20 protein-coding genes are annotated in these 21,346 nt (G+C 68.2%); 7 read left to right on the forward strand and 13 right to left on the reverse strand.

What is annotated here, in order from left to right:
* Window positions 1-30: 30 nt before the first annotated feature.
* Both C1H84_RS06795 and C1H84_RS06800 read right to left on the reverse strand, forming a co-directional pair.
* A complete protein-coding gene (locus tag C1H84_RS06795; RefSeq protein WP_113606945.1) occupies window positions 31-2,766 on the reverse strand; it encodes an aminotransferase class I/II-fold pyridoxal phosphate-dependent enzyme in 2,736 nt (911 codons plus the stop codon).
* Window positions 2,767-3,033: 267 nt separating this feature from the next.
* Window positions 3,034-3,999 (reverse strand): Lrp/AsnC family transcriptional regulator, encoded by a 966-nt coding sequence (locus C1H84_RS06800; RefSeq protein WP_047120016.1) that lies wholly within the window; start codon window positions 3,997-3,999, stop codon window positions 3,034-3,036.
* Window positions 4,000-4,239: 240 nt separating this feature from the next.
* On the opposite strand from C1H84_RS06800, the gene C1H84_RS06805 reads away from it, so the two are divergent.
* Genes C1H84_RS06805 through C1H84_RS06815 form a run of 3 tightly spaced genes read left to right on the forward strand, consistent with a single transcriptional unit; the run spans window position 4,240 to window position 6,968 of the window.
* Complete coding sequence (locus C1H84_RS06805; protein ID WP_113606946.1) at window positions 4,240-4,986, forward strand: DUF5058 family protein; 747 nt, start codon at window positions 4,240-4,242, stop codon at window positions 4,984-4,986.
* A gap of 9 nt (window positions 4,987-4,995) precedes the next feature.
* The gene (locus C1H84_RS06810) at window positions 4,996-5,715 is read left to right on the forward strand and encodes a hypothetical protein (protein ID WP_113606947.1); all 720 of its coding nucleotides are present in this window, start codon (window positions 4,996-4,998) and stop codon (window positions 5,713-5,715) included.
* A gap of 44 nt (window positions 5,716-5,759) precedes the next feature.
* Window positions 5,760-6,968 (forward strand): amidohydrolase, encoded by a 1,209-nt coding sequence (locus C1H84_RS06815; protein ID WP_047120019.1) that lies wholly within the window; start codon window positions 5,760-5,762, stop codon window positions 6,966-6,968.
* Between the two features lie 6 nt (window positions 6,969-6,974).
* Here C1H84_RS06815 and C1H84_RS06820 read toward each other — a convergent pair whose 3' ends face one another.
* The 4 genes from C1H84_RS06820 to C1H84_RS06835 all read right to left on the reverse strand — a co-directional run bounded on the left by C1H84_RS06820 (window position 6,975) and on the right by C1H84_RS06835 (window position 10,451).
* Window positions 6,975-7,790, reverse strand: a complete 816-nt coding sequence (locus C1H84_RS06820) for an HAD family hydrolase (protein ID WP_113606948.1) — start codon at window positions 7,788-7,790, stop codon at window positions 6,975-6,977.
* A gap of 28 nt (window positions 7,791-7,818) precedes the next feature.
* Entirely contained in the window at window positions 7,819-8,613 is a 795-nt protein-coding gene (gene ppgK, locus C1H84_RS06825) for a polyphosphate--glucose phosphotransferase (protein ID WP_113606949.1), read from the reverse strand.
* 78 nt (window positions 8,614-8,691) lie between these two features.
* A complete protein-coding gene (locus C1H84_RS06830; RefSeq protein WP_113606950.1) occupies window positions 8,692-9,762 on the reverse strand; it encodes an ROK family transcriptional regulator in 1,071 nt (356 codons plus the stop codon).
* Window positions 9,759-10,451, reverse strand: coding sequence for a tyrosine-protein phosphatase (locus C1H84_RS06835; RefSeq protein ID WP_047120023.1), 693 nt, complete (start codon window positions 10,449-10,451; stop codon window positions 9,759-9,761). The genes C1H84_RS06830 and C1H84_RS06835 overlap by 4 nt, the downstream gene beginning before the upstream one ends.
* Before the next feature lie 50 nt (window positions 10,452-10,501).
* On the opposite strand from C1H84_RS06835, the gene C1H84_RS06840 reads away from it, so the two are divergent.
* The gene (locus C1H84_RS06840; protein ID WP_113606951.1) at window positions 10,502-11,533 is read left to right on the forward strand and encodes an alcohol dehydrogenase catalytic domain-containing protein; all 1,032 of its coding nucleotides are present in this window, start codon (window positions 10,502-10,504) and stop codon (window positions 11,531-11,533) included.
* Window positions 11,526-11,864 (forward strand): CHY zinc finger protein, encoded by a 339-nt coding sequence (locus C1H84_RS06845; RefSeq protein ID WP_342352849.1) that lies wholly within the window; start codon window positions 11,526-11,528, stop codon window positions 11,862-11,864. Before C1H84_RS06840 ends, C1H84_RS06845 begins: the two co-directional genes overlap by 8 nt.
* Here C1H84_RS06845 and C1H84_RS06850 read toward each other — a convergent pair.
* The 5 genes from C1H84_RS06850 to C1H84_RS06870 all read right to left on the reverse strand — a co-directional run bounded on the left by C1H84_RS06850 (window position 11,861) and on the right by C1H84_RS06870 (window position 17,517).
* Entirely contained in the window at window positions 11,861-13,225 is a 1,365-nt protein-coding gene (locus C1H84_RS06850; protein ID WP_047120025.1) for a mycothione reductase, read from the reverse strand. The two genes, C1H84_RS06845 and C1H84_RS06850, sit on opposite strands and share 4 nt — an antisense overlap.
* Before the next feature lie 3 nt (window positions 13,226-13,228).
* A complete protein-coding gene (locus C1H84_RS06855) occupies window positions 13,229-13,672 on the reverse strand; it encodes a universal stress protein (RefSeq protein ID WP_047120026.1) in 444 nt (147 codons plus the stop codon).
* A 45-nt stretch (window positions 13,673-13,717) separates the two neighbouring features.
* Window positions 13,718-14,623, reverse strand: a complete 906-nt coding sequence (locus C1H84_RS06860) for a P1 family peptidase (RefSeq protein WP_220124888.1) — start codon at window positions 14,621-14,623, stop codon at window positions 13,718-13,720.
* Between the two features lie 2 nt (window positions 14,624-14,625).
* The gene (locus C1H84_RS06865; RefSeq protein WP_113606952.1) at window positions 14,626-15,834 is read right to left on the reverse strand and encodes an NAD(P)/FAD-dependent oxidoreductase; all 1,209 of its coding nucleotides are present in this window, start codon (window positions 15,832-15,834) and stop codon (window positions 14,626-14,628) included.
* 93 nt (window positions 15,835-15,927) lie between these two features.
* Window positions 15,928-17,517 carry a sialidase family protein gene (locus C1H84_RS06870; RefSeq protein ID WP_053798738.1) on the reverse strand — a complete coding sequence of 530 codons (1,590 nt, stop codon included), beginning with the start codon at window positions 17,515-17,517 and terminating at the stop codon, window positions 15,928-15,930.
* A 164-nt stretch (window positions 17,518-17,681) separates the two neighbouring features.
* Between C1H84_RS06870 and C1H84_RS06875 the strand changes: the two genes are divergently transcribed.
* Together C1H84_RS06875 and C1H84_RS06880 are read left to right on the forward strand one after the other, a co-directional pair.
* A complete protein-coding gene (locus C1H84_RS06875) occupies window positions 17,682-18,866 on the forward strand; it encodes a S8 family serine peptidase (RefSeq protein WP_113606953.1) in 1,185 nt (394 codons plus the stop codon).
* A 4-nt stretch (window positions 18,867-18,870) separates the two neighbouring features.
* The gene (locus C1H84_RS06880) at window positions 18,871-19,092 is read left to right on the forward strand and encodes a hypothetical protein (RefSeq protein WP_113606954.1); all 222 of its coding nucleotides are present in this window, start codon (window positions 18,871-18,873) and stop codon (window positions 19,090-19,092) included.
* Between the two features lie 106 nt (window positions 19,093-19,198).
* Here the strand turns inward: C1H84_RS06880 and C1H84_RS06885 are convergent, their stop codons facing one another.
* Complete coding sequence (locus C1H84_RS06885; RefSeq protein ID WP_047120031.1) at window positions 19,199-20,245, reverse strand: L-idonate 5-dehydrogenase; 1,047 nt, start codon at window positions 20,243-20,245, stop codon at window positions 19,199-19,201.
* The gene (locus C1H84_RS06890; protein WP_047120032.1) at window positions 20,235-21,005 is read right to left on the reverse strand and encodes an SDR family oxidoreductase; all 771 of its coding nucleotides are present in this window, start codon (window positions 21,003-21,005) and stop codon (window positions 20,235-20,237) included. The genes C1H84_RS06885 and C1H84_RS06890 overlap by 11 nt, the downstream gene beginning before the upstream one ends.
* Window positions 21,006-21,346 lie beyond the last annotated feature (341 nt).

Raw genomic sequence — 21,346 nt, forward strand, 5'->3', positions numbered from 1 at the left:
GCGTCCGGGGCGTTGCGGCGGGCTGCGCCGCTAGCTGTCGGCGGCGAATTCGCGCAGCGCGCGGTTCGTGAAGACCTGGTAGCCCAGGTCCGGATGGTATCCGTGGATCTCGCGGGTATCGAGCACGTCCATGTAGCGCATGATCTCCATGGTGACGACCTGCCCCGGCACCAGCACCGGGAAGCCCGGCGGGTACGGCGTGACGAACACCGCGGAAACCACCCGTTGCCCGGCGCCGATGCGCTCCTTGATCTGGGCCGAGGAGAGGAACTGGGTGGCCGGGTCCTGATACGTCAGGTAGTAGGCGGCGCGCATGTTGCCGCTGCCGCCACCACCGGCGAACTGCGGGGCAAATGAGCTGAAATCGGGAAGCGGGATCTGTCCCGGCCCCTCCACGGTGCCCATGGCCAGCACGCGGCCGTCGATCCGGCTCTGGCGTTCCAGGCCCTCGGCGATCTTCACCAGCACCTCGATCAGGTGCGCCGCGGCCGAACGGGTCGTGCCGATATTGGTCATCAGCAGCACCGAGCTGCGGCTGGTCTTGTTGACCTGGATCGAATGCCCGTCCATCAGGTAGGTGTGCTTGAACGTGTCCCCGTCCACTTCGGTCCGGCTGATGTCCAGCGTCAACCGCGACGGGTCGACCACCAGCTCGTCCTGCTGCCAGGATTCGTCCCAGACCGCCAGCCCGTCCCGCACCGGATTCACCGTCCGCGTGCAGCGGTATTCCTCCGGGATCAGGTCCGCGGTGTTCAGGATGCGGAAGTACTTGCTCAGCAGCTTGTTCCGGCTGACTGCCCTGGCGATCGACTGGGCGAGGTCCACCTGCCGCTGGACCAGCGCGTAGCCTTCAAGTTCCGCCTGCCGGCGCCCGATATCCAGCGAAGCGAGGATCTGGTAGTTCGGCGAGGTCGAGGTGTGGGTCATGTAGGCTTCGCGGAACGTATTCAGGTTCCTGGCCGCGAAATCCTGGTCGTAGATGTGGATCATGGATCCCTGGCGCAGGGAGGTCAGGGTCTTGTGCGTCGATTGGGTTGAATACACCCGCAGGCGGACGGCCTCGGGATCCGGAATCAGCCGGGTGCGCAACCAGGCTTCGTCGTTGGCTGGATCCTGCGCGGTACCGGGCTCGGGCAGCGCGGCGGCCTGGGCCGCGTAGCGCTCCTGGTACTCTACGGTCTCCATTTGCGCTTCCATACGGGCCGCGGCGGTCATGCCGGTGCGCTGGCGGTAGACCGGATGGAAGCCGGCGAAGGCGAACCAGGCCTCGTCCCAGAGGAACACGAGGTCGGGCTTGATGGCGAGGCATTCCTCCATGACCCGGCGCGGATCGTAGATGATGCCGTCGAAGGTGCAGTTGGTCAGCGTCAGCATCTTGACCTTGTGCAGCAGCCCCTCGCGGCGCAGCTGCAGCAGCCGGCCCTTGATTTCCTGAAGCGGCACCGCGCCGTACATGGAGTGCTCGTTGAGCGGGTAGGCCTCCAGATAGCTCACGTTCGCCCCGGCCAGCACCAGCGAATAGTGGTGCGACTTGTGGCAGTTGCGGTCCACCAGCACGATGTCCCCCGGGGCGAGGATCGACTGGTGCACGATCTTGTTCGCGGTCGAGGTCCCGTTGGTGACGAAGTAGGTGCGGTGGCTCCGGAAGGCCCGGGCCGCCAGTTCGTGGGCCTTCTTGATGGAGCTCTGCGGGTCCAGCAACGAGTCCAGCCCGCCGGAAGTCGCCGAGGTCTCGGCCAGCAGCAGGTTCTTGCCGTAGAAGTCCACCAGGTCGCGCGCCCACGGCGAATTCTTCACCGAGGCGGCCCGGGAGATCGGCAGCGCGTGGAAGACCCCGCCCGGGCGCTTGGCGTACTTCTGCAGCGCGGCGAAGAACGGGGTGTCGTAGCGGTCGGTGATCTCGGCGAGGATCGACAGATGCAAATCCATGCGGTCATTGCGCGAGAAAATGCGGCGGAAGCGCCCGGTGATCTCATGGGCGATGGATTCAAGCGCAACCCCGGCGATCAGGTACACCGGCAGCTCGGGGCGCAGCTTCTCCAGGATCTGTTCCAGGTCCAGCAGCCCCTGGATCTGGCGCCGGGAGGTGAAGTATCCCGCCATCCGCCCGGCGATGAAGTTCTGCAGCGTGGAACTGAGCCGGCGGCTGGATTCCAGCGAATACCTGGCCGAAAGCACCACCGACTGGATCGAGGGGTTGATGACGATCGCCGCCAGCGCGTCCTCGACGCTGGGAACCACCACGAAGTTGTAGTGGAACGGATCGGTGCGCTGGCGCTGCTCGAGGATTTCCTCCTTGAAGCGTTCGATTTCCTCCGCCGGGCCATTGTCCACCAGCAGGATCTCGACCTGCGGAACCGTGCGCGCGCCGTGCTGCTGGGGGCCGCCATGGGAGGCGCCTCGTTCAGCAGGCTCGGGCGCGGCGCTGTCATGGCCATCGGCATCGAAGTACTGGGTCTGGGTCCGGAAGGTCTGGTTGGCCTGGTAGACCAGATGCATGGCGTCCTCGTAGTGCCCGTCGGACATCAGGGCGGCCACGCGGTTGAAGTATTCAAGCCCCGGATTGGCCCAATAGGGTTCGATCGCGGACAGCAGCCCGAGCAGCCGCCCGGCTTCCTGCTCGTTCTCCCGTCGTCCGGCTTCGTCGACCGGGATGGAGGCGATCTCGCTGAGTACGTAGCCCAGGTGTTCCCACGCGTCTTTGCGTTTTCTCCACGCGCTCTCCGGCGTCGCGATTGCCTGCTTGTTGCTCTTGGCTAACCTCATCGTCACGGTTGCCGTTGTCCTCTCAGCTCTGCAGCACGAACCGATGCTCGATCGGTGACGGAAGCGTCCTGCGCTGCCTTCTAATCGAGACAATAGGCGAAATCTTGCGCCCTTTTGAGGGCCAGAAGCGCATATGACGGATTATGATCGGCTATCAGCCAAGAATTCTCCTTCCGTTAACCGGCTTCGCGTTCGCCGCAACCGGGCTACTGCGCTGGCCCCGCCAACGGGACCTATCGGGTCCTGTCGGCTGCCGGGTGCGTCCGGCTACCGTCCGCTGGCCGTGGAGACGAGCCGTCCTCCGCGCTTGCGGGCACCGAGCACCACCGAGGTGCGCAGCTGTACCATCTGCCCCCAGTCGGTCTGCGCGATGAAGCGGTACAAGTCCTGCTGGGAAGGCACCGTCACGTCGACCAGCAATTGCGCGTCCCCGGCGATGGCCGCCAGATAGCGCACCTGCGGCAGCTGGCTCAGGCGCTGGCCCAACTCGTCGATGCGCTCCGGGGAGACCTGCACCCATAGCAGCGCTTCGACCGGAAGTCCCAGCAAGGCAGGCTCCACCAGCGTGCGGATGCTGATGTGCTCCCCGCGCAGCAGCGCCTCCACCCGGCGCGATACCGACGATTCCCCGAGTTTCACCTGGCGGGAGATCGCCTCGATGCTCGCCCTGCCGTCGCGGCGCAACGCATCGATGATCGTCAGGTCCGTTGCGTCCAGCGCCTCGGTCGGATGCCATTCGGTGCGTTCGCCCCCGACCTCCGGCTCCAGCATCCGCAACTGCGCGGTGCTCAGGTTCCCGGCCCTCCAGCCCCTGATGGTCTTGAAGAATTTCAGGATCGGATACACCTGGATCTGGCTCAGCCCCGGGGTCGCCGGCAGCTGGAGGGTCAGGATGTCTTCCAGTCCCCCGTCGTAGTGCAGTTCGCTGACCACGTCGCTCTGCCCCGTCACCATATAGGTGAAGCTCGTGTCAGCTCGGGCCGACAGTGCCTCGCTGGCCACCGGAACCGTGCCCGGAACGCAGTTCAAGGCCGCGATCACCGCTCCGGCACGATGGCGGATGGCGGCGATGTTCACCTTGCCGTCCTCCAACAACGCGGCCCCGTGCCGCGCCACCGTGCGTTCTGGCTCGTCCAGGACCTTGGCGATTTTGCGCCAGGTGGCCCGGCCGTCGACCTGGAGGGCCATGACTATGCGTTGCTCGAGTTCGCCCAACTCCTGAAAATCAACCATGACTTCAACTTTCGGGCTAATCCGACCGGGGCGCAACATTCGTCCGTCGGCTGACCGGCAGATGACGAATTCAGTTGCCAATTGCCCTATTGAACGACATCTGGACCCTCGAAATGCGGGAAATCGTCAGACACTTGGCAAGAATCCCCATTTCTTGCCATCGATGGGCATGCTCGGTCACCGTTAAAGCTACGAGATCCACCTCACACCGCACCTCGACCTCCCCCGCAAGGAACCACCATGCAAACGCCTTTAGCAGTGGCAGCCGCCGACCCGAGCTCGACGAACATCTGGGCCATCGCCAACACGCCGTTCCTCTGGATCTGTGTCCTGGGCGTCTTCGCCGTCATCTTCGTCCAGACAGTGCTCTACGCCAAGGCCGCCACGGCCGCCGCACCGCACATCGAGATGCCGGTCCGCGAGCTGAAGGAGGCGTTCCGCGCTGGCGCGGTGGCCTCCATCGGCCCGTCGCTGGCAGTGGTGCTGGTCGCCATCGCGCTGCTGGCGCTGTTCGGCACCCCGGCGGTGCTGGTGCGCATCGGCCTGATCGGCTCGGCCGCCGCCGAAACCGCCTCGGCCAGCATCGCCGCCGGAACCATGGGCGCCTCGCTGGGCGGGGACAGCTACACCCAGCAGGTCTTCGCCGTCGCGTTCATGGCCATGAGCCTGTCCGGCGCGATGTGGATGCTTTGCACGCTGATCATGACCCCGCTGCTGAAGAAGGGCGGCAAGTCGCTGGCCAAGCGCAACCCGGCGGTCATGGCCCTGATTCCCACCGCCGCGCTGCTCGGCGCGTTCTCCGCGCTGACCATCGCCGAACTGCCGAAATCCAACGTGCACCTGATCCTGGTCGGGATTTCAGCCGCCGCTATGGGCCTGTGCCTGTACCTGGCCAAGGCCCTGCACCAGAAATGGCTCAAGGAATGGGCGCTGGGAATCTCCATCGTCATCGCCCTCGTATCCGCCTACTACCTGCATACCGCCTAAGGATTGACCATGAGCGCAACCTCGCTTTCCGCCAATGCCGCAGCCTCCATGGAGCGCTTCGACCGGCAGACCAGCCGCTACGGCTCCATCACCATGGCCCTGGGGTTGATCCTCTCGCTGGCCGGCCCGATCTACATCGCGTTCTTCAGCGGCATGGAAGTGACCGCCAGCATGGTCTGGGTGGCGCTGCTGGCAGTGGCCGCCACCTTCGGGGTGCTGTGGGTAGTCGAGCCGCTGACCTACTTCCCGATCCTCGGTTCCGCCGCCATGTACCAGGCGTTCATGATCGGCAACATTTCCAACAAGCTGCTCCCGGCGGCCATCGTGGCCCAGTCTGCCATTGACGCGAAGCCGGGCACCAAGCGCGGCGACCTGGCCGCGGTGATGGCCATCTGCGGCGCCGCCACCGTGCACCTGACCAGCCTGCTGCTGTTCGTGGGCGTGCTGGGCACCTGGCTGGTGCACAGCATCCCCGTCGAGGTCATCGAGGTCGCCCGCCTGTACATCCTGCCTTCGCTGATGGGCGCGGTGCTGGTGCAGTGCATCGTCTCCATGAAGGCGCTGCGCCCGACCATCGTCGCGGTCGTCGCGGCCCTGCTGGTGAACTTCGTGGTGGTCCCGCTGGCCCCGGCCACCGGCGCCTTCGCCACCGCTTTGGTCGTCATCGCCTCCATTGTCTTCTCCTGGGTGCTGCGCAAGCGCACCACCCAGGCTTCCTCCGAGCACTAGCTGCCTTCCGCGAACCAGCCACTACAAGCAACCAGGACCCCGCCATGAGCCACTCCCTCAAACCGACCGCCGACATCCAGGCCGCCGTCCACGCTGACTACCTTCACCTGCACGCAAACCCCGAGTTGTCCATGCAGGAGCACCAGACCGCCGCCTACATCGAATCGAGGCTGGCCGCGCTGGGCATCGAGCACTTCCGCTGCGGCGGCACCGGGGTGGTCGGCGTGCTGCGCAACGGGCCAGGCCCGGTCATCGCCTTCCGCGCCGACTCCGACGGGCTGCCGATCAAGGAAGCCACCGGCGCGGAGTACGCCTCCACCGCGGTAGGCCAGCTCGCTGATGGCACCGAGGTGCCGCTGATGCACGGCTGCGGGCACGACACCCACGTGGCCAGCGCGCTGGGCGCCGCGGCGGTGCTGGCGCAGGGCACCGAAGGCTGGTCGGGCACCGTGGTCTTGGTGTTCCAGCCCGGCGAGGAGACCGGCGCCGGGGCGGCGGCCATGCTGGCCGACGGGCTGTGGGACAAGGCCCCGGTGCCCGAGGTGGTGCTGGGACAGCACGTTTTCCCCTTCGCCGCAGGCACCATCCACTTAACCCCTGAATCCGCCATGGCGCTGGCCGATTCGCTGGAGATCACGCTGCACGGCACCCAGGCCCACGGCTCCCAACCGCAGGACTCGATCGACCCGATCGTGCTCGGTGCGCACATCATCACCCGGCTGCAGACCATTACCTCGCGCGAGCTGGATCCGCGGGACGCCGCGGTGGTCACCTGCGGCTCCTTCCACGCGGGCCTGAAGGAGAACATCATTCCTGACCGGGCGGTGTTCACGCTGAACATCCGCACGCTCACCGAGGCGGTGCGCGAGAAGGTGCTGGCGGCGGTGACCCGCATCGTCACCGCGGAGGCGGCCGCCTCCGCCGCGCCACAGCCCGAGATCACCACGCTGTACCGCTTCCCGCGCCTGTTCAACGACCCGGAGCAGACCGGCAATGTCGCCACCGCGCTGGCCAGCGAGTTCGGCGAGGACCGGGTCAAGCTGGTGGCCCCGCTGATGGGCTCCGAGGACTTCGGCGCGCTGGGAGACGCCATCGGGGTGCCGAACGTGTTCTGGATGTTCGGCGGCGCGGATCCGTCGGACCCGGCGCCGGCTGGCAACCATTCGCCATTCTTCCTGCCCGAGTACCGCGGCGCCTTGGACACCGGCGTACGCGCGGCACTGGCGGGCATCGGGCACTACGTGGGCTGCTAAGGGCGGCTACAGGCTGCTGCGCCCCTCCAGGTAGGCGCGCAGCACCTGCAGCACCCCGTGTTCGGTGTTGGCCGGGGCGGTGAAGTTCGCCGCCTGCGCCACCTGCGGGTGAGCATTGGCCATGGCGAAGGAATAGCGCGCCCGGCCCATCATCTCCAGGTCGTTCGGGTAGTCTCCGAACACCGCGGTCTGCTCGGCGCTGATCTGCAGCGACTCCTGCAGCCGGCCCAGGGCCAGGCCCTTGTGCACGCCGTGGTTCATGGCATCCACCCAGTGGCTTCCGGAAACCACGACCTGAAGCGGGACATCCAGCGCCGCGGCCATCTGCGCGACCTTGCCGGTGCCCACGTTCACCGCCATCTTAATGATGTCATCCTGCACCAGGTGCAGATCCTGGACCACTTCCACCGCGCGGTAGTAGGGGGCGATGGCCCGGGCGAAGGCCGCATCGCCGCGCTCCACGTAGGCGGTGCGCCGTCCGCACAGCACCAGTCCCGCGTCCAGCTCCCGCTGGCCGCGTACCGCGTCGACGACCGCCGCCACCGGCTGGGGGTCGATGATGTTCGAATACACCTCGGTCTGCCCGCGCATCACCACGGTGCCGTTCTCCGCGATGATCGGGATCACGCCCAGCCGGGCGAACTGCTCGCTGAGGGTCGCGTACTGGCGGCCCGAGGCGGGTACGAAATGCACTCCGCGCTCCTGCAGGTCGGCAATGACCTGCCAGGCCTCGTCGGGGATCATCCCTGCCCCGTCCAGGAAGGTGCCGTCCATGTCGACGGCGACGAGCTTGAGGCGGGCGGCGGGGTCAATGGTATGCATCGGTTCCTATTTCGGTGGCGGGTGGCCGCTAGTGGTTCATCGCCCGGTGCGCGGCTCCAAGCACTCCGGCGGCGTTGTTGTACTGCGCCGGCACGATGCGTGCGCGCAGTTTCAGCTGCGGCATGAATTTCTCGTGGTCCGCCGAGACCGCCCCGCCGATCACGATCAGGTCGGGGCTGCACAGGAATTCCACGTGGGCCAGGTAGCGCTGCAGGCGCTGGACGTACTGCTCCCAGCTCAGGTTCTCCTCGCGGATCACCCGGGCCGCGGCGCGGGATTCGGCATCCGCCCCGTCGATTTCCAGGTGGCCGAATTCGACGTTGGGGAACAGCAGCCCGTCGCGGAAGAACGCCGAGCCGATGCCGGTGCCCAGGGTCAGCACCAGGGTGCTGCCGGCGCGCGGCCTCCCGTCGAGGCTGCCTGCGCCGGCGAAGACCTCGGCCATGCCGGCGGCGTCCGCGTCGTTCAACACGCTCACCTCGCGGCCCAGCACGCCGCCGATCAGGGCGACCGCATCCAGCCCGATCCATGCGCTGTCGATGTTCGCTGCGGAGTGCACCACCCCGCCGATCACGATGCCCGGCACCGTGACGCCCACCGGCACGCCGGCCAGGTCGCTGCCTGCCTGCTCCTGCAGGCCGGTCACGATGTCCGCCATCGCCTGGGCGACGGCGTCCGGATGCGCGCCGGCAGGGGTGGGCGCGTGGCTGAAGGTGCTCTCGACGAGTTTTCCTTCAGAGTCCACCATGCCGTACTTGATGGACGAGCCGCCCATATCCAGGCCGATGGCTGCATAGGGCGAGGCCGAGGCGGAAGCTGGCATAAGAACTCCATTCAAAATATTAAGGACTCTTTACAATATCTAGCGCCCGGCCTGCGGTCAATGGTGCGACGTGGCGGCTCACGCGTGGCGGTAGGCGCTCCACAGCTCGGCCAGCGCTCGGCGGCGCGCGGCGGCCAGGGCCCCGTCCAACGCCCCGGTCCCGCCCTGCGGCGAATACTCGATGTCGGGACCTGCCAGCGGCACGATGCCGCGCAGCCGCTCCGCCAGCTTCTCGGTCAGCGCGGCGCTGGCCCCGGGGCCGGTGACCACCAGCGCGTCGGGATCCAGGTAGCCGAGCAGATTGCCCAGCACCTGCCCCAGCGGCTCAAGCAGCGCCGGCCACATCCGCGGATCGCTCAGCTTCTCGAACAGGACCCTGGTTCCCACCAGTCCCCCGGAATCCAGGTGCTCCAGCAGGGTGCGTCCCTGCAGCCGCTGGGTTTCCAGCTCGCCGACCAGGCCATGGCGCCCGCGGTACACCCGGCCCTCGATCACCAGCGCGGAGCCGAGGCCCGCGCCCAGGTAGAGCAGCAGCATGGAGCCGGCGCGCCGGGAGTATTCGGCCACGGCCATCCAGTTCACGTCGTTGTCCAGCAGCGTGGCAGGCGAATCGAACAGCCCGGCCAGATCGGCGCCGGACGCCGCGAAGATCGGGGTGGGCACCACCCGCGTGGTGCCGTCCTCGCCGTGCAGCACCGGGGCGGCCTGGCTGATGCCCGCGGCCAGCCGCGGCGAGCCGAGCTCGGCCTGCAGCTCGTCGCGCAGCGCCCGGGCGGTGTCCAGCAGCTGCTCGGCGCCGGTGGAGGTCTGCACCGGGCTGATGCGCTCGGCCAGCACGGTGCCGGTCACGTCGCTCGCACGCAGCGCCAGCCGCTCGGCGCTCAGATCCACCCCCAGCACGTGCCCGTAGGCGGTGCGCAGGGCGTAGCGTTCGGGAATGCGACCGCGCTTGCCCTCGGCGCTGGAACGGCCCTCGGACACCAGCCCGAACTCCTGCAGGCGCAGGATCGACTGCGACGCGGTGGGCTTGGAGATGCCAAGCCGCGCGGAGATCTCGGTGCGCGTGGCAGGGGCCTGGGCCAGCAGCCCGAACACCCGTTCGTCGGTCAGCGCCGCCAAGGCCCGTGGACCCGCGTTCTCAGCGCTCAACTGGCCACCACCAGCTTCTCGCCCAGGGTTTCGAGCTGCGCGCGGCCAAGCCCGTGCAAGAGCAGGTAGTCGGCGATCGACCCGGTGCGCCGGGCCGCGTCCAGCGCCTTGTCCAGTCCGGCCACGGAGGTGCCGACCAGCAGCGTGCGCATCTGCTCGGTCATCGCCACCCCGTGCTCGCCCATGCGCCGGGTCATGGCCGCCAGCCAGTCCCCGGACAGCGCCGCGGTGGAGGCGGCGTAGTCTTCCATGACCGCGTCCTTGTCCGCGCCCACCGCCATCAGCACCATGGCCACGCCCACGCCGGTGCGGTCCTTGCCAGCGGTGCAGTGCACCAGGGTGGCGCCGGATTCGGCGATGCCCGCGGCCAGCGTGGCCCAGGTGGGGCCGTGCAGCTCGACCAGCGGCTCGTAGATCTCATCCAGCGTGGACAGGTGGCCCACCGCGCCTTCCAGCAGCGGCAGGTGGGTGCGGATGGTGCCGGCGAAGCTGGCAGGGAAACCGGGCAGGTATGCGGTCTCCTGGGTGCTGCGCAGGTCGTAGATGCGCTCGATGCGCTGCTGCGCCACCCAGTCGGCCAGCTGCTGGTCGACCAGATGCGGGGCGGCGGAGCGGAAGAGCACCCCGGCGGCGATGCGCCCGCCCGCGGCGGGCATTCCCCCTGCTTCACGGAGGTTGGAAAGGAACATGCTCACATCCTAGGCTTGAACCAGCAACCCATGCCAACGCAAGGAGCATCATGCGCGCCACCTATCTGCTCGGAGACTGCGCGGTTGAACTGCGCGAGGTGCCGGATCCGGTGCTGCTGGAGCCGACCGACGCCCTGGTCGACATCACCGCAAGCTGCATCTGCGGCTCGGACCTGCACCACTACCACGGCCCGGCGGTCGCCGCCCGCCCGATCGGCCACGAATTCGTCGGCCGGGTCGCCGAGGTAGGCTCCGCAGTGTCCACTCTCAAGCCCGGCGACTTCGTGATCGCCCCCTTCACCATCAACTGCGGCAGCTGCGAATTCTGCCTGCAGGGGCTGACCACTTCCTGCCTGCGCGCCGGCTCCTGGGGCCGCACCAACTCCCGGGACTCCGCCTGCCAGGCCGAGGCCATCCGTGTCCCGCTGGCCGACGGCACGCTGTTCAAGGTCGACGCCGCCGTCGACGACGCGCTGCTTCCCAGCCTGCTGGCGCTGTCCGACGTCTACGGCACCGGCTACCATGCAGCGCGCAGCGCCGGGGTCCGCGAAGGCGACACCGTGGCGGTCATCGGCGACGGCGCGGTGGGGCTGCTGGCGGTGCTCGCTGCCAGCCAGCTGGGCGCCGAGCGCATCATCCTCATGGGCCGGCACGCGGACCGCACGGATCTGGGCCGCGAGTTCGGGGCCACCGACGTGGTCTCCGAGCGCGGCGAGGAAGGCATCGCCACGGTGCGCGAGATGACCGGCCACGGCGCGGGCAAGGTGCTGGAGGCCGTGGGGCTGCTGCCGGCCTTCGAGCAGGCCATCGGCATCGTGCGCCCGGGCGGGACGATCTCCCGGGTGGGTGTGCCGCAGTACGCCACCGGGCCGGTGGGCCGCGAGTTCTTCGGCCCCAACGTGACCCTGACCGGCGGGGTGGCCCCGGTGCGCAGCTACATCGGCGACCTGTTGCCCGGGGTGCTGGAAGGGCGGGCCAACCCCGGCCGCGTCTTCGACAGCGTGCTGCCGCTGGACCGGGTGGCCGAGGGCTACGCGGCCATGGAGGCGCGCACCTGCCTGAAGGTCATGCTGCGTGGCTAGCGGATCCCGGCAGGTGCGCGGGGTGGACATGGATTCGCAGACCCGCTGCGCGCACTACCGCCAGCTCATCGACGTCATCGCGCTGCGCCATGCCTGCTGCGATGCCTGGTACCCCTGCCACCTGTGCCACCGGGAGCTGGCCGACCACCCGGCGGTGCCGTGGCCGGCGGCGCGCGGGACCGAACCGGCGGTGCTCTGCGGGGTGTGCGGGCACGAGATGACAGCGGCCGAATACCTGGGCACCGGGTCCTGCCCGGCCTGCCAGGCGTTGTTCAACCCCGGGTGCAAGGCGCACGCCCCGCTGTACTTCGAGCCGCCGCTGCGGCCCTAGAGCCTTCCTGACTCCGGGACCTCCAGCCCCAGCAACGCGTTCTCCGCGACTTCCATGAGCGCCGGGTGGATCCAGTACTGCCCGCGTGCCAGGGTGTGCGCGTCGATGCCCAGGTTCATGGCGGTGACCAGCGGTTGGATCAGGTTCGCCGCCTCGTAGCCGAGCACGTGGGCGCCCAGGATGCGTCCGTCGCGCTTGTCCGCGACGACCTTGAACAAGCCCTGCTCGTCCTCCATGGCCCAGCCGTAGGCGGTGTCCGCGTACTTCTGGGTCTTGGCCGTGGCATGCTCGCCGATTTCGGCGCGGGCCTGGGCCTCGGTCAGCCCGATATGCGCGATTTCCGGGTGGGTGAAGACCGCGGCGGGGATGTCGGCTTCCGAGACTTCGCGCAGGTCCCCGGGGTGCTCCAGGTTGTGGGCGACCACGCGCGCCTGGTGGTTGGCCGCGTGCTTCAGCTGCTGCTCGCTGCTGATATCTCCCAGCGCGTAGAGGCCGGGGACCGGTTCCCCACTGCGCATCACCCGCTGGAACTGGTCCACCTGCAGCCGGCCGTCCGGGTGCAAGTCAAGGCCCGCCGGCGCGGTGAACTCGGTGTTCGGGCGGCGTCCGGTGGCGACCAGCACGGCGTCCGCGGTGAAGGTCCCGGCCTCGGTGCGCACGCTCAGCCCTTGCGGCCCGGCGGCAATTGACCGCGGCTCCGCATGCAGCTTCACGTCCCAGTCAACCTGGGTATTAAAAGCCTCGCAGATTTCCTCGTCCAGGTATTTGAGCAGCTTGTCCCCGCGCACCAGCTGGGTCACCTCGGTGCCCAGCCCGGCGAAGATCGACGCGAATTCGCAGGCGATGAATCCGGCGCCGATCACCAGCAACCGCCGGGGCTGCTCGATGCGCATGATGGTGTCCGAGGTGTGCACCCCGGGAAGGTCGATGCCCTCGATGTCCGGCAGCACCGGGGAGGATCCGGCAGCCAGCACGATCTGCTCCGCGTGGATTTTTTCGCCCTCCTCGGTGAGCAGGGTGTGCTCGTCGAGCAGCTGCACGCGGCCCAACAGCCGGACGTTGTCCGCCTGCTGGCGGTAGTCCAGCCCGCCGGCGGAGATCGGGTCGATGCGCGCGAAGATGCGGTCGCGGATGGCGGCGAAGTCGGCACGTCCCGGGGGCAGCTGGATCCCGAGCTTCTCGGCTTCCTGCCAGGTGCGCGCCAGCTGGGCGGGCCTGACGAACATCTTGGTGGGGATGCATCCCACGTTCAGGCAGGTGCCGCCGAAGACGCCGGATTCGGCGATCGCGACCTGCTTGCCGTCCCAGAAGGGGGTGAGCAACGAGTTGCCCGAGCCGGAGCCCACGATCGCCAAATCCACGGCCTAGGCCTCCGGCAGGTTGATGATCTGCTGCGGGACGACCAGCACCGGGCGGGTCTGCTTCTGCGCCAGCGCCACCGCGATCGAGCCGTCGATGAACTGGGCCAGCTTGTTGCGGATGCCCGGGCGGCGGGTGCCGATCACGATCATGCGTGCGTCGACCTCCTCGGCCACTGCCATCAGCACCTTGGCGGGATCGCCTGGCACGTTGTGCAGCTCGTAGTCCACGCCGGCCAGGTGCTCGGCGACCAGTTCGGCCAGCTCGGCCGGGAAGTCGGCTTCTGCGGTGCCCAGCACGTTGCTTTCCGGAAGGCGTTCGGTGACGTACCGGCCGGAATCCGCGTAGATCACCTGGACCTTGGCCCTCAGGTCCGCGGCGATCGACGCGGCGGTGGCCAGGACGGATGGGGCTTGGCCGGGTTCGATGCCGACTACAACAGTGCTCATTGGCGCTCCTTCGTTCTGACTACCAAATTACCCTGTTCCCCGCCATCAGGCATCTTTGCGCGCCGCGCAGGCGATGGCGCGGGCGGTGGCAGAAAGGGCCAGCAGGCGCACCGTGTCCACGTCCGCGTCCACCCGTCCGGTGGCGGCGGCGATGAACGCGTCCCCGTCCAGCCTGGTGTGCGGCGGCTGCAGGGCGCGGGCCAGGCCGTCATGGGCGCCCTGGGCGATCAGGTGGCAGCCGGTTTTGTCCAGCTTCGCATTGGTGAACACCACCCCGATGGTGGTGTTGGTGCGCGGGGGCTGCGCCCCGCCGCTGCGGGCCGCCGCGGCCAGCGCCTCGAACACCGGTACGGAGTCCAGGGACGGCTCCTCGCCCGGAGCCAGCACGTCGCCGAAGGCGTTGACCGCGCACAGCGCGCCGACGACCAGCTCGCCGAGGCGCTGCTCCGCGTAGACCAGCCCGCCCGGGTAGGAGTCCTCCCGGCGCCAGCGTCCGGCGCGGGCCCCGGTGCCGGCGCCCAGCGCCCCGACGGCGACCCTCCCGGCGGATTCGGGCGCGGCGGCGGCCGCGGCGGCCAGGTAGCCGGACTCGGCATCCGGCCGCGCGGTGCCCTCGGCCAGGTCGAACAGGCCCAAGGTGGGCACAATGGGCACCCGCCCGGCGGGGGTCTGCACCCCGCGCCCCTGTTCCTGCAGGAAGCGCATGACCCCGTCCGCGCTGGCCAGCCCGAAGGCCGACCCGCCGGTGAGCAGCGCCGCGTCGACCTGCTGCACGGTCATCAGCGGGCCCAGCACATCCAGCTCGCGGGAGGCAGGGGCCCCGCCGCGCACCTCCACGGAGGCGACGGTGCCCTGGTCGAACAACACGACCGTGCACCCGGTGCCCTCGGTGCTCCAGTGCCCGATCGACACCCCGGGGACGGTGACCTCCAGGTCGCCTGGGGCCGGCACGCCTACAGGTCCCCCAGCTCGATGGCCGTGTCTTCCAGCCGCGCCGGATCGATCTGCCGGCCCACCAGCCCGCGCAGTGTGTCGTTCACATCCCAGATGTTCACGTTCGCGGCGGCGGTGATCCGGCCTTCGCGCAGCCAGAAGATGATGAACTCGTTCTCGGAGCCGCGCAGCACGGTCTCGTCCCCCGGCGCGGCGTTCCCGACGTACTCCATGCCCAGGTCGTACTGGTCGGTGAAGAAGTAGGGCAGCCAGTCGTAGGCCTGGTCCGCCCCGGTGAGCGTGGCGGCCGCGAGCTTGCCTTGGCGGATCGCGTTGTCCCAGTGCTCCACCTGCAGCTGGCGGCGCAGCCGGGTATTGAACGCCTGGGCGACGTCCCCGATGGCCAGGATCTTCGAGTCGCTGCTGCGCAGCGAGGCGTCCACCACCACGCCGCGGTCGACGTCCAGCCCCGCGGTTTCGGCCAGCTCCACGTTGGGCACCGCGCCGATGGCCAGCAGCACCACGTCGGCGCGGCTGCTGCCGATGTCGGAGATGACCTGCAGGTGCCCGTCGGCCAGCTCGATGCCTTGCACCCGGGTGCCGGTGCGCACATCCACGCCGTGGCCCTGGTGCAGCTCCAGCAGGTGGTGGCCGAAGCGTTCGCCGAAGACCTTGGCCAGCGGCACCTCGTCCGGGGAGTAGACGGTCACCCGCGCCCCGAGCGAGCGGGCGCTGGCGGCGACTTCCATACCGATCCAGCCCGAGCCGACCACCGCGACCTGCTTGCCCTGGGTGATCTCGGTTTTCAGCGCGTCCGCGTCCGCCAGGCTGCGCAGCGTATGCACCCCGGGCAGGTCGTGCCCGGCCATTGGCTCCTCCCCGCCCAGCCGCGAGCGCGCGCCGGTGGCCAGCACCAGCGCGTCGTAGTCCATGGTGGTGCCGTCAGCCAGCACCACGTGCTGGTGCTTGCGGTCGATGCTGATGGCGTGCGTGTCAAGGCGCAGATCCACATGGTTTTCCGCGTACCAGGCGGCGGTATTCACGGTGAAGTCCTCCACCGTGTCACTGCCCTGCAGGTAGCCCTTGGACAGCGGCGGGCGTTCGTAGGGCAGCGAGGCTTCGTCCCCGATCAGCCGCAGCACCCCGTCGTACCCGCGGGAGCGCAGCTCGGAGACCAGGGTGGCCGCGGCCAGCCCCGCGCCAATGACAACAATCGTTTCCGGATTCATCGATCGCCTTTCACGCGTAGGTGTCCTTCGATCCTCACATGTCGGCGCACCGCTGGCAATCACTGCGGCCGGCTCCCAGCGAAGCTCCGGTGCTCAGCGCGCCGGAAGCGACCGGATGGTGCCGGCGGCGGTGTCCACCTCGAACTCCTGGCTCCAGCTTCCTGAGCCGCCGCGGACCTCGAAGCCCACTCTGGCGCGGCCGGCGCGCAGGTCCTCGGCGGTCACGGTGTAAGTGGGGGTGAAGAACAGCCGCTGGCCGCCGGCCGGTACGCTGGCGGGCCCGAATCCTGTGCCGGGGGCACGGTCGTAGTTCCCGAGCAGTTCCACCTCCAGAGCCCGCTCGGAGGAATTGACGAACCGCCCGGTGAATGCCAGCATGTCCCCGGCGCGCAACCCCGGCAGCACCGGGCCATAGTTGGCCAGTTGCGCTTCGCGGGATCCCAGGACCTGCACTCCGTCCTGGTACCCCTGGCCGATTTCCTTCCAGATGTGCCCTGCCCAGTCCCCCGCCGTGGCGCTGATGACGTGCTCCTCGCCGATGCTGGTCCAGCGCTCGGGCCGTGCCGGGGTGATGGAGCGCAGCACCATGGTGAACTCGCTGCCCGGATCCTCCCGGTACCGCGCGGCGGCCTCGGCGAGCGCGGTCGGGGCAAGACTCCCGGGTCCGAGCTTGGTGAAGACGATGTCCTGGTAGCCGTCGCGTTCGAACAGCACCCCCAGCGAGCCGTCGGCCAGCAGCGCGGCGGTGGAGTAGGCGCTGCTGCCGGGGCAGATCGACTGGACCGGGCTCCAGTGGTCTCCGTTGTCGAAGGACACACTTAACACCGTGTTGCGGCGCAGGGCCGCGTCGCGGTTGTTCGTCAGCAGCAGCAGCTGCCCTCCGTCGGAGGGGAGGGCGCAGATGCTTCCGTTATCCCCGGGATCCGGCAGGTCAGTCACGGGCGCAAGCTCGCCGTATCGGTGCCCGCCGTCGGTGGACACCGCTTGGAGCCGCTGGTCCGGAGCCCGGGAATTCATCAGCACCCGCCCGTCGGGCAGCTGGACCGCTTTGTTCTCGTTCGCTTCGGCGCTTGTAAGCTCGCCGAGCCGCCAGCTCTCGCCGTGGTCGTCGGAGTAGGCCGAGGCGGCGCGGATCCGCCCGTGGTACAGCACCACCATCTGCTGCAGCAGGCGTCCGGCGTGCCGGCCGGTGCGCAGCTGGATCCCCGCGCCGGCGGCGGCGAAGATGCCGGTGATGCCCGGCCGCTTCAGCTGCGCGGTCAGTCGGCGATGCGACCAGGTCCTCCCGTCGTCGTCCGAGTAGGAGAGGTCCACGTGCTGCACCTCGTCCACGGGCTGCGCCCCTTCGGCGGATTCGAAGAATCCCGCGCGGGTGCCGGCGGCGTGGAAGCAGAAAATCCGCGAGGTGTCGGCGTCAACCAGCAGGCTGGGATCACCGAAGCCTTCAAGGCCGGAACCGGTGCGGATCACCTGCTGGTTTTCCCAGGTTTGTCCGTGATCGGTGCTGCGTCGCAGCAGCAGGTCGATGGTGTTGGGCAGGTCGTCCAGGTTGGGGCGGCCGTCATAGGCGGCCAATACGGTGCCGGCGGTCGTGACCGCCAAAGCTGGAATGCGGTACTGGCGGTAACCGTGGTGGCCTCGGCGTGCGAGCGTCTGGAAGCTCAGGTTTTCTGCGGCGGTCATGGGATCAAGTATTCCCGGTTCTGGAGCTTTCGTTGTTTCCGCGCCAGACCATGCCGATGGTTATCCGATGGCCTTGATCGGCTGGACCAGCGAGCGTGGGCCAACCCCTTTATCTGTCGGTGCACTGGGGCTACAGTGCTAAGTACCCGAGCGAGGAGTGCGTCATGATTACCCCGGAAAGCCAAACCACCGCAGAAGTTCCCGGCCGCTACGTCCTGATTTTCGATTCACCGACGTCCGCCCATCCTTCCACCCTTGGCGTTGCCGCCCTTGAAGACAAGGTTCCCAATCTGCTGTCGGCCGCCGGCTATGGGACTACCGAGTATTTCCCGCGCCTGGGCATCGCCGTGGTGGATTCTCCACCGGAGCAATTGGATGATTTTTCAGCCCGAGTGGCAGGCGAGCACATGCCTGCCCGCGTGGTCCCGGAGCGGATCTACCGGATCCTCGCTGAAGCCGATGACGAACCCACGAGTTATGCGGACAACGACGAGTTCACCTGGGGGCTGCAAGCGGTCCAGGCCGCGAATTCGCAGTACACCGGCGCCGGCATCAAGGTTGCGGTGCTGGATACCGGCTTCGACACCCAGCACCCCGATTTCGCCGGGCGCAGCGTCACCACCAAGTCCTTCGCGGCCGGCGAGGACGCCGCGGACGGCCACGGCCATGGTACCCACTGCATCGGCACCGCTTGCGGGCCGCGCGCAGTCGAAGGCGGCCGCGGCTACGGGGTCGCCTCCGGCGCGGAAATCTTCGCTGGCAAGGTGCTGGGTTCCAATGGGTCCGGCACCGACTCGATGATCCTGGCCGGCATCGACTGGGCGTTGCAGAATGAATGCCACGTCATTTCCATGTCCCTCGGCGCGGACGTGCGCGAGGTGCATCCGCCTTATGTCACCGCCGGGCGCCGCGCGCTGGAACAGGGAACCCTGATCATCGCCGCGGCGGGCAACAACGCGAAACGCGCTTCCAACGATCCCGGATTCGTGGGTGCGCCGGCGAACAGCCCGTACATCATGGCGGTCGGCGCGCTGGACTCCGGCCTGCAGATCGCGCCGTTCTCCGCGAGGACACTTCCGGGCCGCGGCGGACAGGTGGACATTTCCGGTCCCGGCGTCAAGGTCTATTCCTCGTGGCCGGGCGCGCAGCGCTACAACACGATCAGCGGCACGTCCATGGCCACCCCGCACGTGGCCGGCGTGGCCGCGCTGCTGGCCGAGGCGACCGGGTACCGCGCCCGCGAGCTGTGGGCCGAGCTGGTGCAGCAGGCCCGGCGTTTGGAGCAGTTCTCCGTTGACGTCGGAGCGGGCCTGACCAGGTCGCCGGAGCCAGTGCAGGAGCAGGCGTAGCGTCATGGCTTCCCAGCGCACGTTTATCGTGACGATTTCCGAAACCTACACCAGCGACATGTCCGCCGCGGTGACCCAGCTGGAGTCCCATGGGCTGCAAGTCCAGCAGGTGCTGGGCATGTTGGGGCAGGTGATCGGCCAGGCGCCGGATGAACGGGTCAAGGAGCTCAAGGGCCTCGACTGCGTGCAATCGGTTGATTCCGAACAGCAGTACAAGGCGCTCTAGGCACGGGGCAGGGCCGGCGGCGAAGCAACCGCTGGCGCTGGCAGGCTGACTGGGATACGCGATGGCCCGCGGCAGGATCATGTCGCGGACCGTTGCGTTGCGATGTCTACCGGAAGTCCAGCAGCACCTTGCCGGAGACGGAAGCATCCTTGGCAGTTTCGAAGGCGGCCAAGGCCTCGGACGCGGGGAACTCATGGGTGACCGCGGCGCCGATCTGCAGCGATCCATCGGCCAGCGCCTGCAGCACCTCGTCGATTTCATCGTTGAAACGGAAGGATCCGACCAATTCCAGTTCCCGGGTGATGGCCAGCGAAATGAGCGCCGGCTGCTCGCCGGAAGGTAGCAGCCCCACCATGACAACCCTTCCGCCGCGGACCGCGCCGCGCACGGCCGAGGCCAGCCCGCGGTAGTTCCCGGTCGCTTCGATGACCACGTCCGCATGGATGCCGGCGATGTCCCCGGCTTCCGGGGCACGCAGAGTGCGGGTCGCGCCAAGCTCGGCGGCGACGTGCAGCGGCGCATCGTACATGTCCACCGCGATGATGTCCCCCGCGCCGGCGCGCTTGAGCACGGCGACGGCCAGCGCGCCGATGGGGCCTGCCCCGATCACCAGGACGCGTTTGCCGGCCACCTCCCCTGCCCGGGAGACTGCATGCCAGGCCACCGCGGCCGGCTCGGCCAGTGCAGCGTCGCGCAGGGACAGCCCGGCGGGAAGTTCGCGCAGCATGCGCGCGGGCAGGTTCACTTCGGTGGCGAAAGCTCCCTCGGTGTGCGGGAAGCGGGCGGCCGAACCCAGGTAGGTGCACCCCGGGGACAGGTTAGGGCGGCCCTCCGGATAGGGTTCCCCGGTGCCCGCAGGGGTCGCTGGATGGACTGCTACCTGGGCACCGGCCTGCGGACCGGTGCCGTCGGCGGCGGCCTGCACCACGGTGCCGACGATTTCATGCCCGAGCACCATGGGCGCCTTCAGGATGGATTCGCCGGCGGCGCCGTGGCTCCAGTAGTGCAGGTCCGAGCCGCAGATGCCGCCGTAGGCAATGGCGACGCGCGCCTGGTCCGCGGTGGGAGCGGGCAGGTGGATCTGCTCCACCCGGAGGTCTCCGGCGGCGTGGGCCACCACTGCCAAGGTTTGTTCGTTCAGGTTAGACGACAACGCTCATGCCTCCATCGATGAAAATAGTTTGCCCGTTGACGTAGTTGGATCCCTCGGACGCCAACCAGACCGCCGGCCCGGCCAAGTCCGCGACCGTGCCCCAGCGCCCGGCGGGGGTGCGGCCCAGGATCCAGGAGTTGAATTGCTCGTCGTCCACCAGGTTCTGCGTCATTTCGGTATGAATGTAGCCCGGGGCGATGCCGTTGATCTGCAGCCCGGAGCCGGCCCATTCAGCGGTCATAGCGCGGGTGAGGTTGCGCAGTCCGCCCTTGGCCGCGGTGTAGGCGGCAATCGTCGGTCGCGCCAAATCGGTCTGGACGGAGCAGATATTGATGATTTTCCCGGCGCCTCGCTGCACCATGCCGCGGGCAACGGCCCGGCCGACCAGGAAGGCGCTGGTGAGGTTGGTGTCGATGACTCGTTGCCAGTCCGCGACCTCGAGCTCAAGCAAGGGGACGCGGTGCTGGATTCCGGCGTTGTTCACCAGGATGTCCAGAGTGCCGATGCCTTTCTCAATGTCCTCGATATTGGCACTGACCGACTCGTCATCCGTCACGTCGAAGCAAGCAGAGTGGATACGCTCTCGCCCATAGAGCTCGGTGAATTCGGCGACCGTGGTTGCCAGCCGGTCGGCGTCGCGGCCATGCAGGACGATGTCGGCACCCGCGTCTGCCAAGGCCCGGGCCAGTTCCCTGCCGATACCCCGTGATGATCCGGTGACCAAGGCCAGTTTGCCCGTGAGGTCGAATAGATTGCTCATGCTTGCCCGCTTCCCTGTTCTGACGGCAGCAAGCTGCCATCACATGTCAGATGTCGTCGGCGGACGCTCCCGCCGACCAGCAAGCAGCTGCGTCACAGAGGGCCTCGTCGCCACGCCCAATATAACAGACTTAACAAGCTAAACGCGATAATAAATATGTTTTTAAAGATCCGATCTCGCCATCTGTGCGACGTTGCACCCGCCCAGGGGCAACCCTCCAGAAGCAACGGCGCACGAAAGGTGCAACCAGCAAGGCGCGCCCCTCCGCGCGTGAGGTGAATCCAGGTGTATTTCAGCGGAATATCACGTCGGGAAAAATGCGAATTGATCCACAAAACAAG

The organism is Glutamicibacter soli (assembly GCF_003309065.1).
GTDB lineage: Bacteria > Actinomycetota > Actinomycetes > Actinomycetales > Micrococcaceae > Glutamicibacter > Glutamicibacter soli.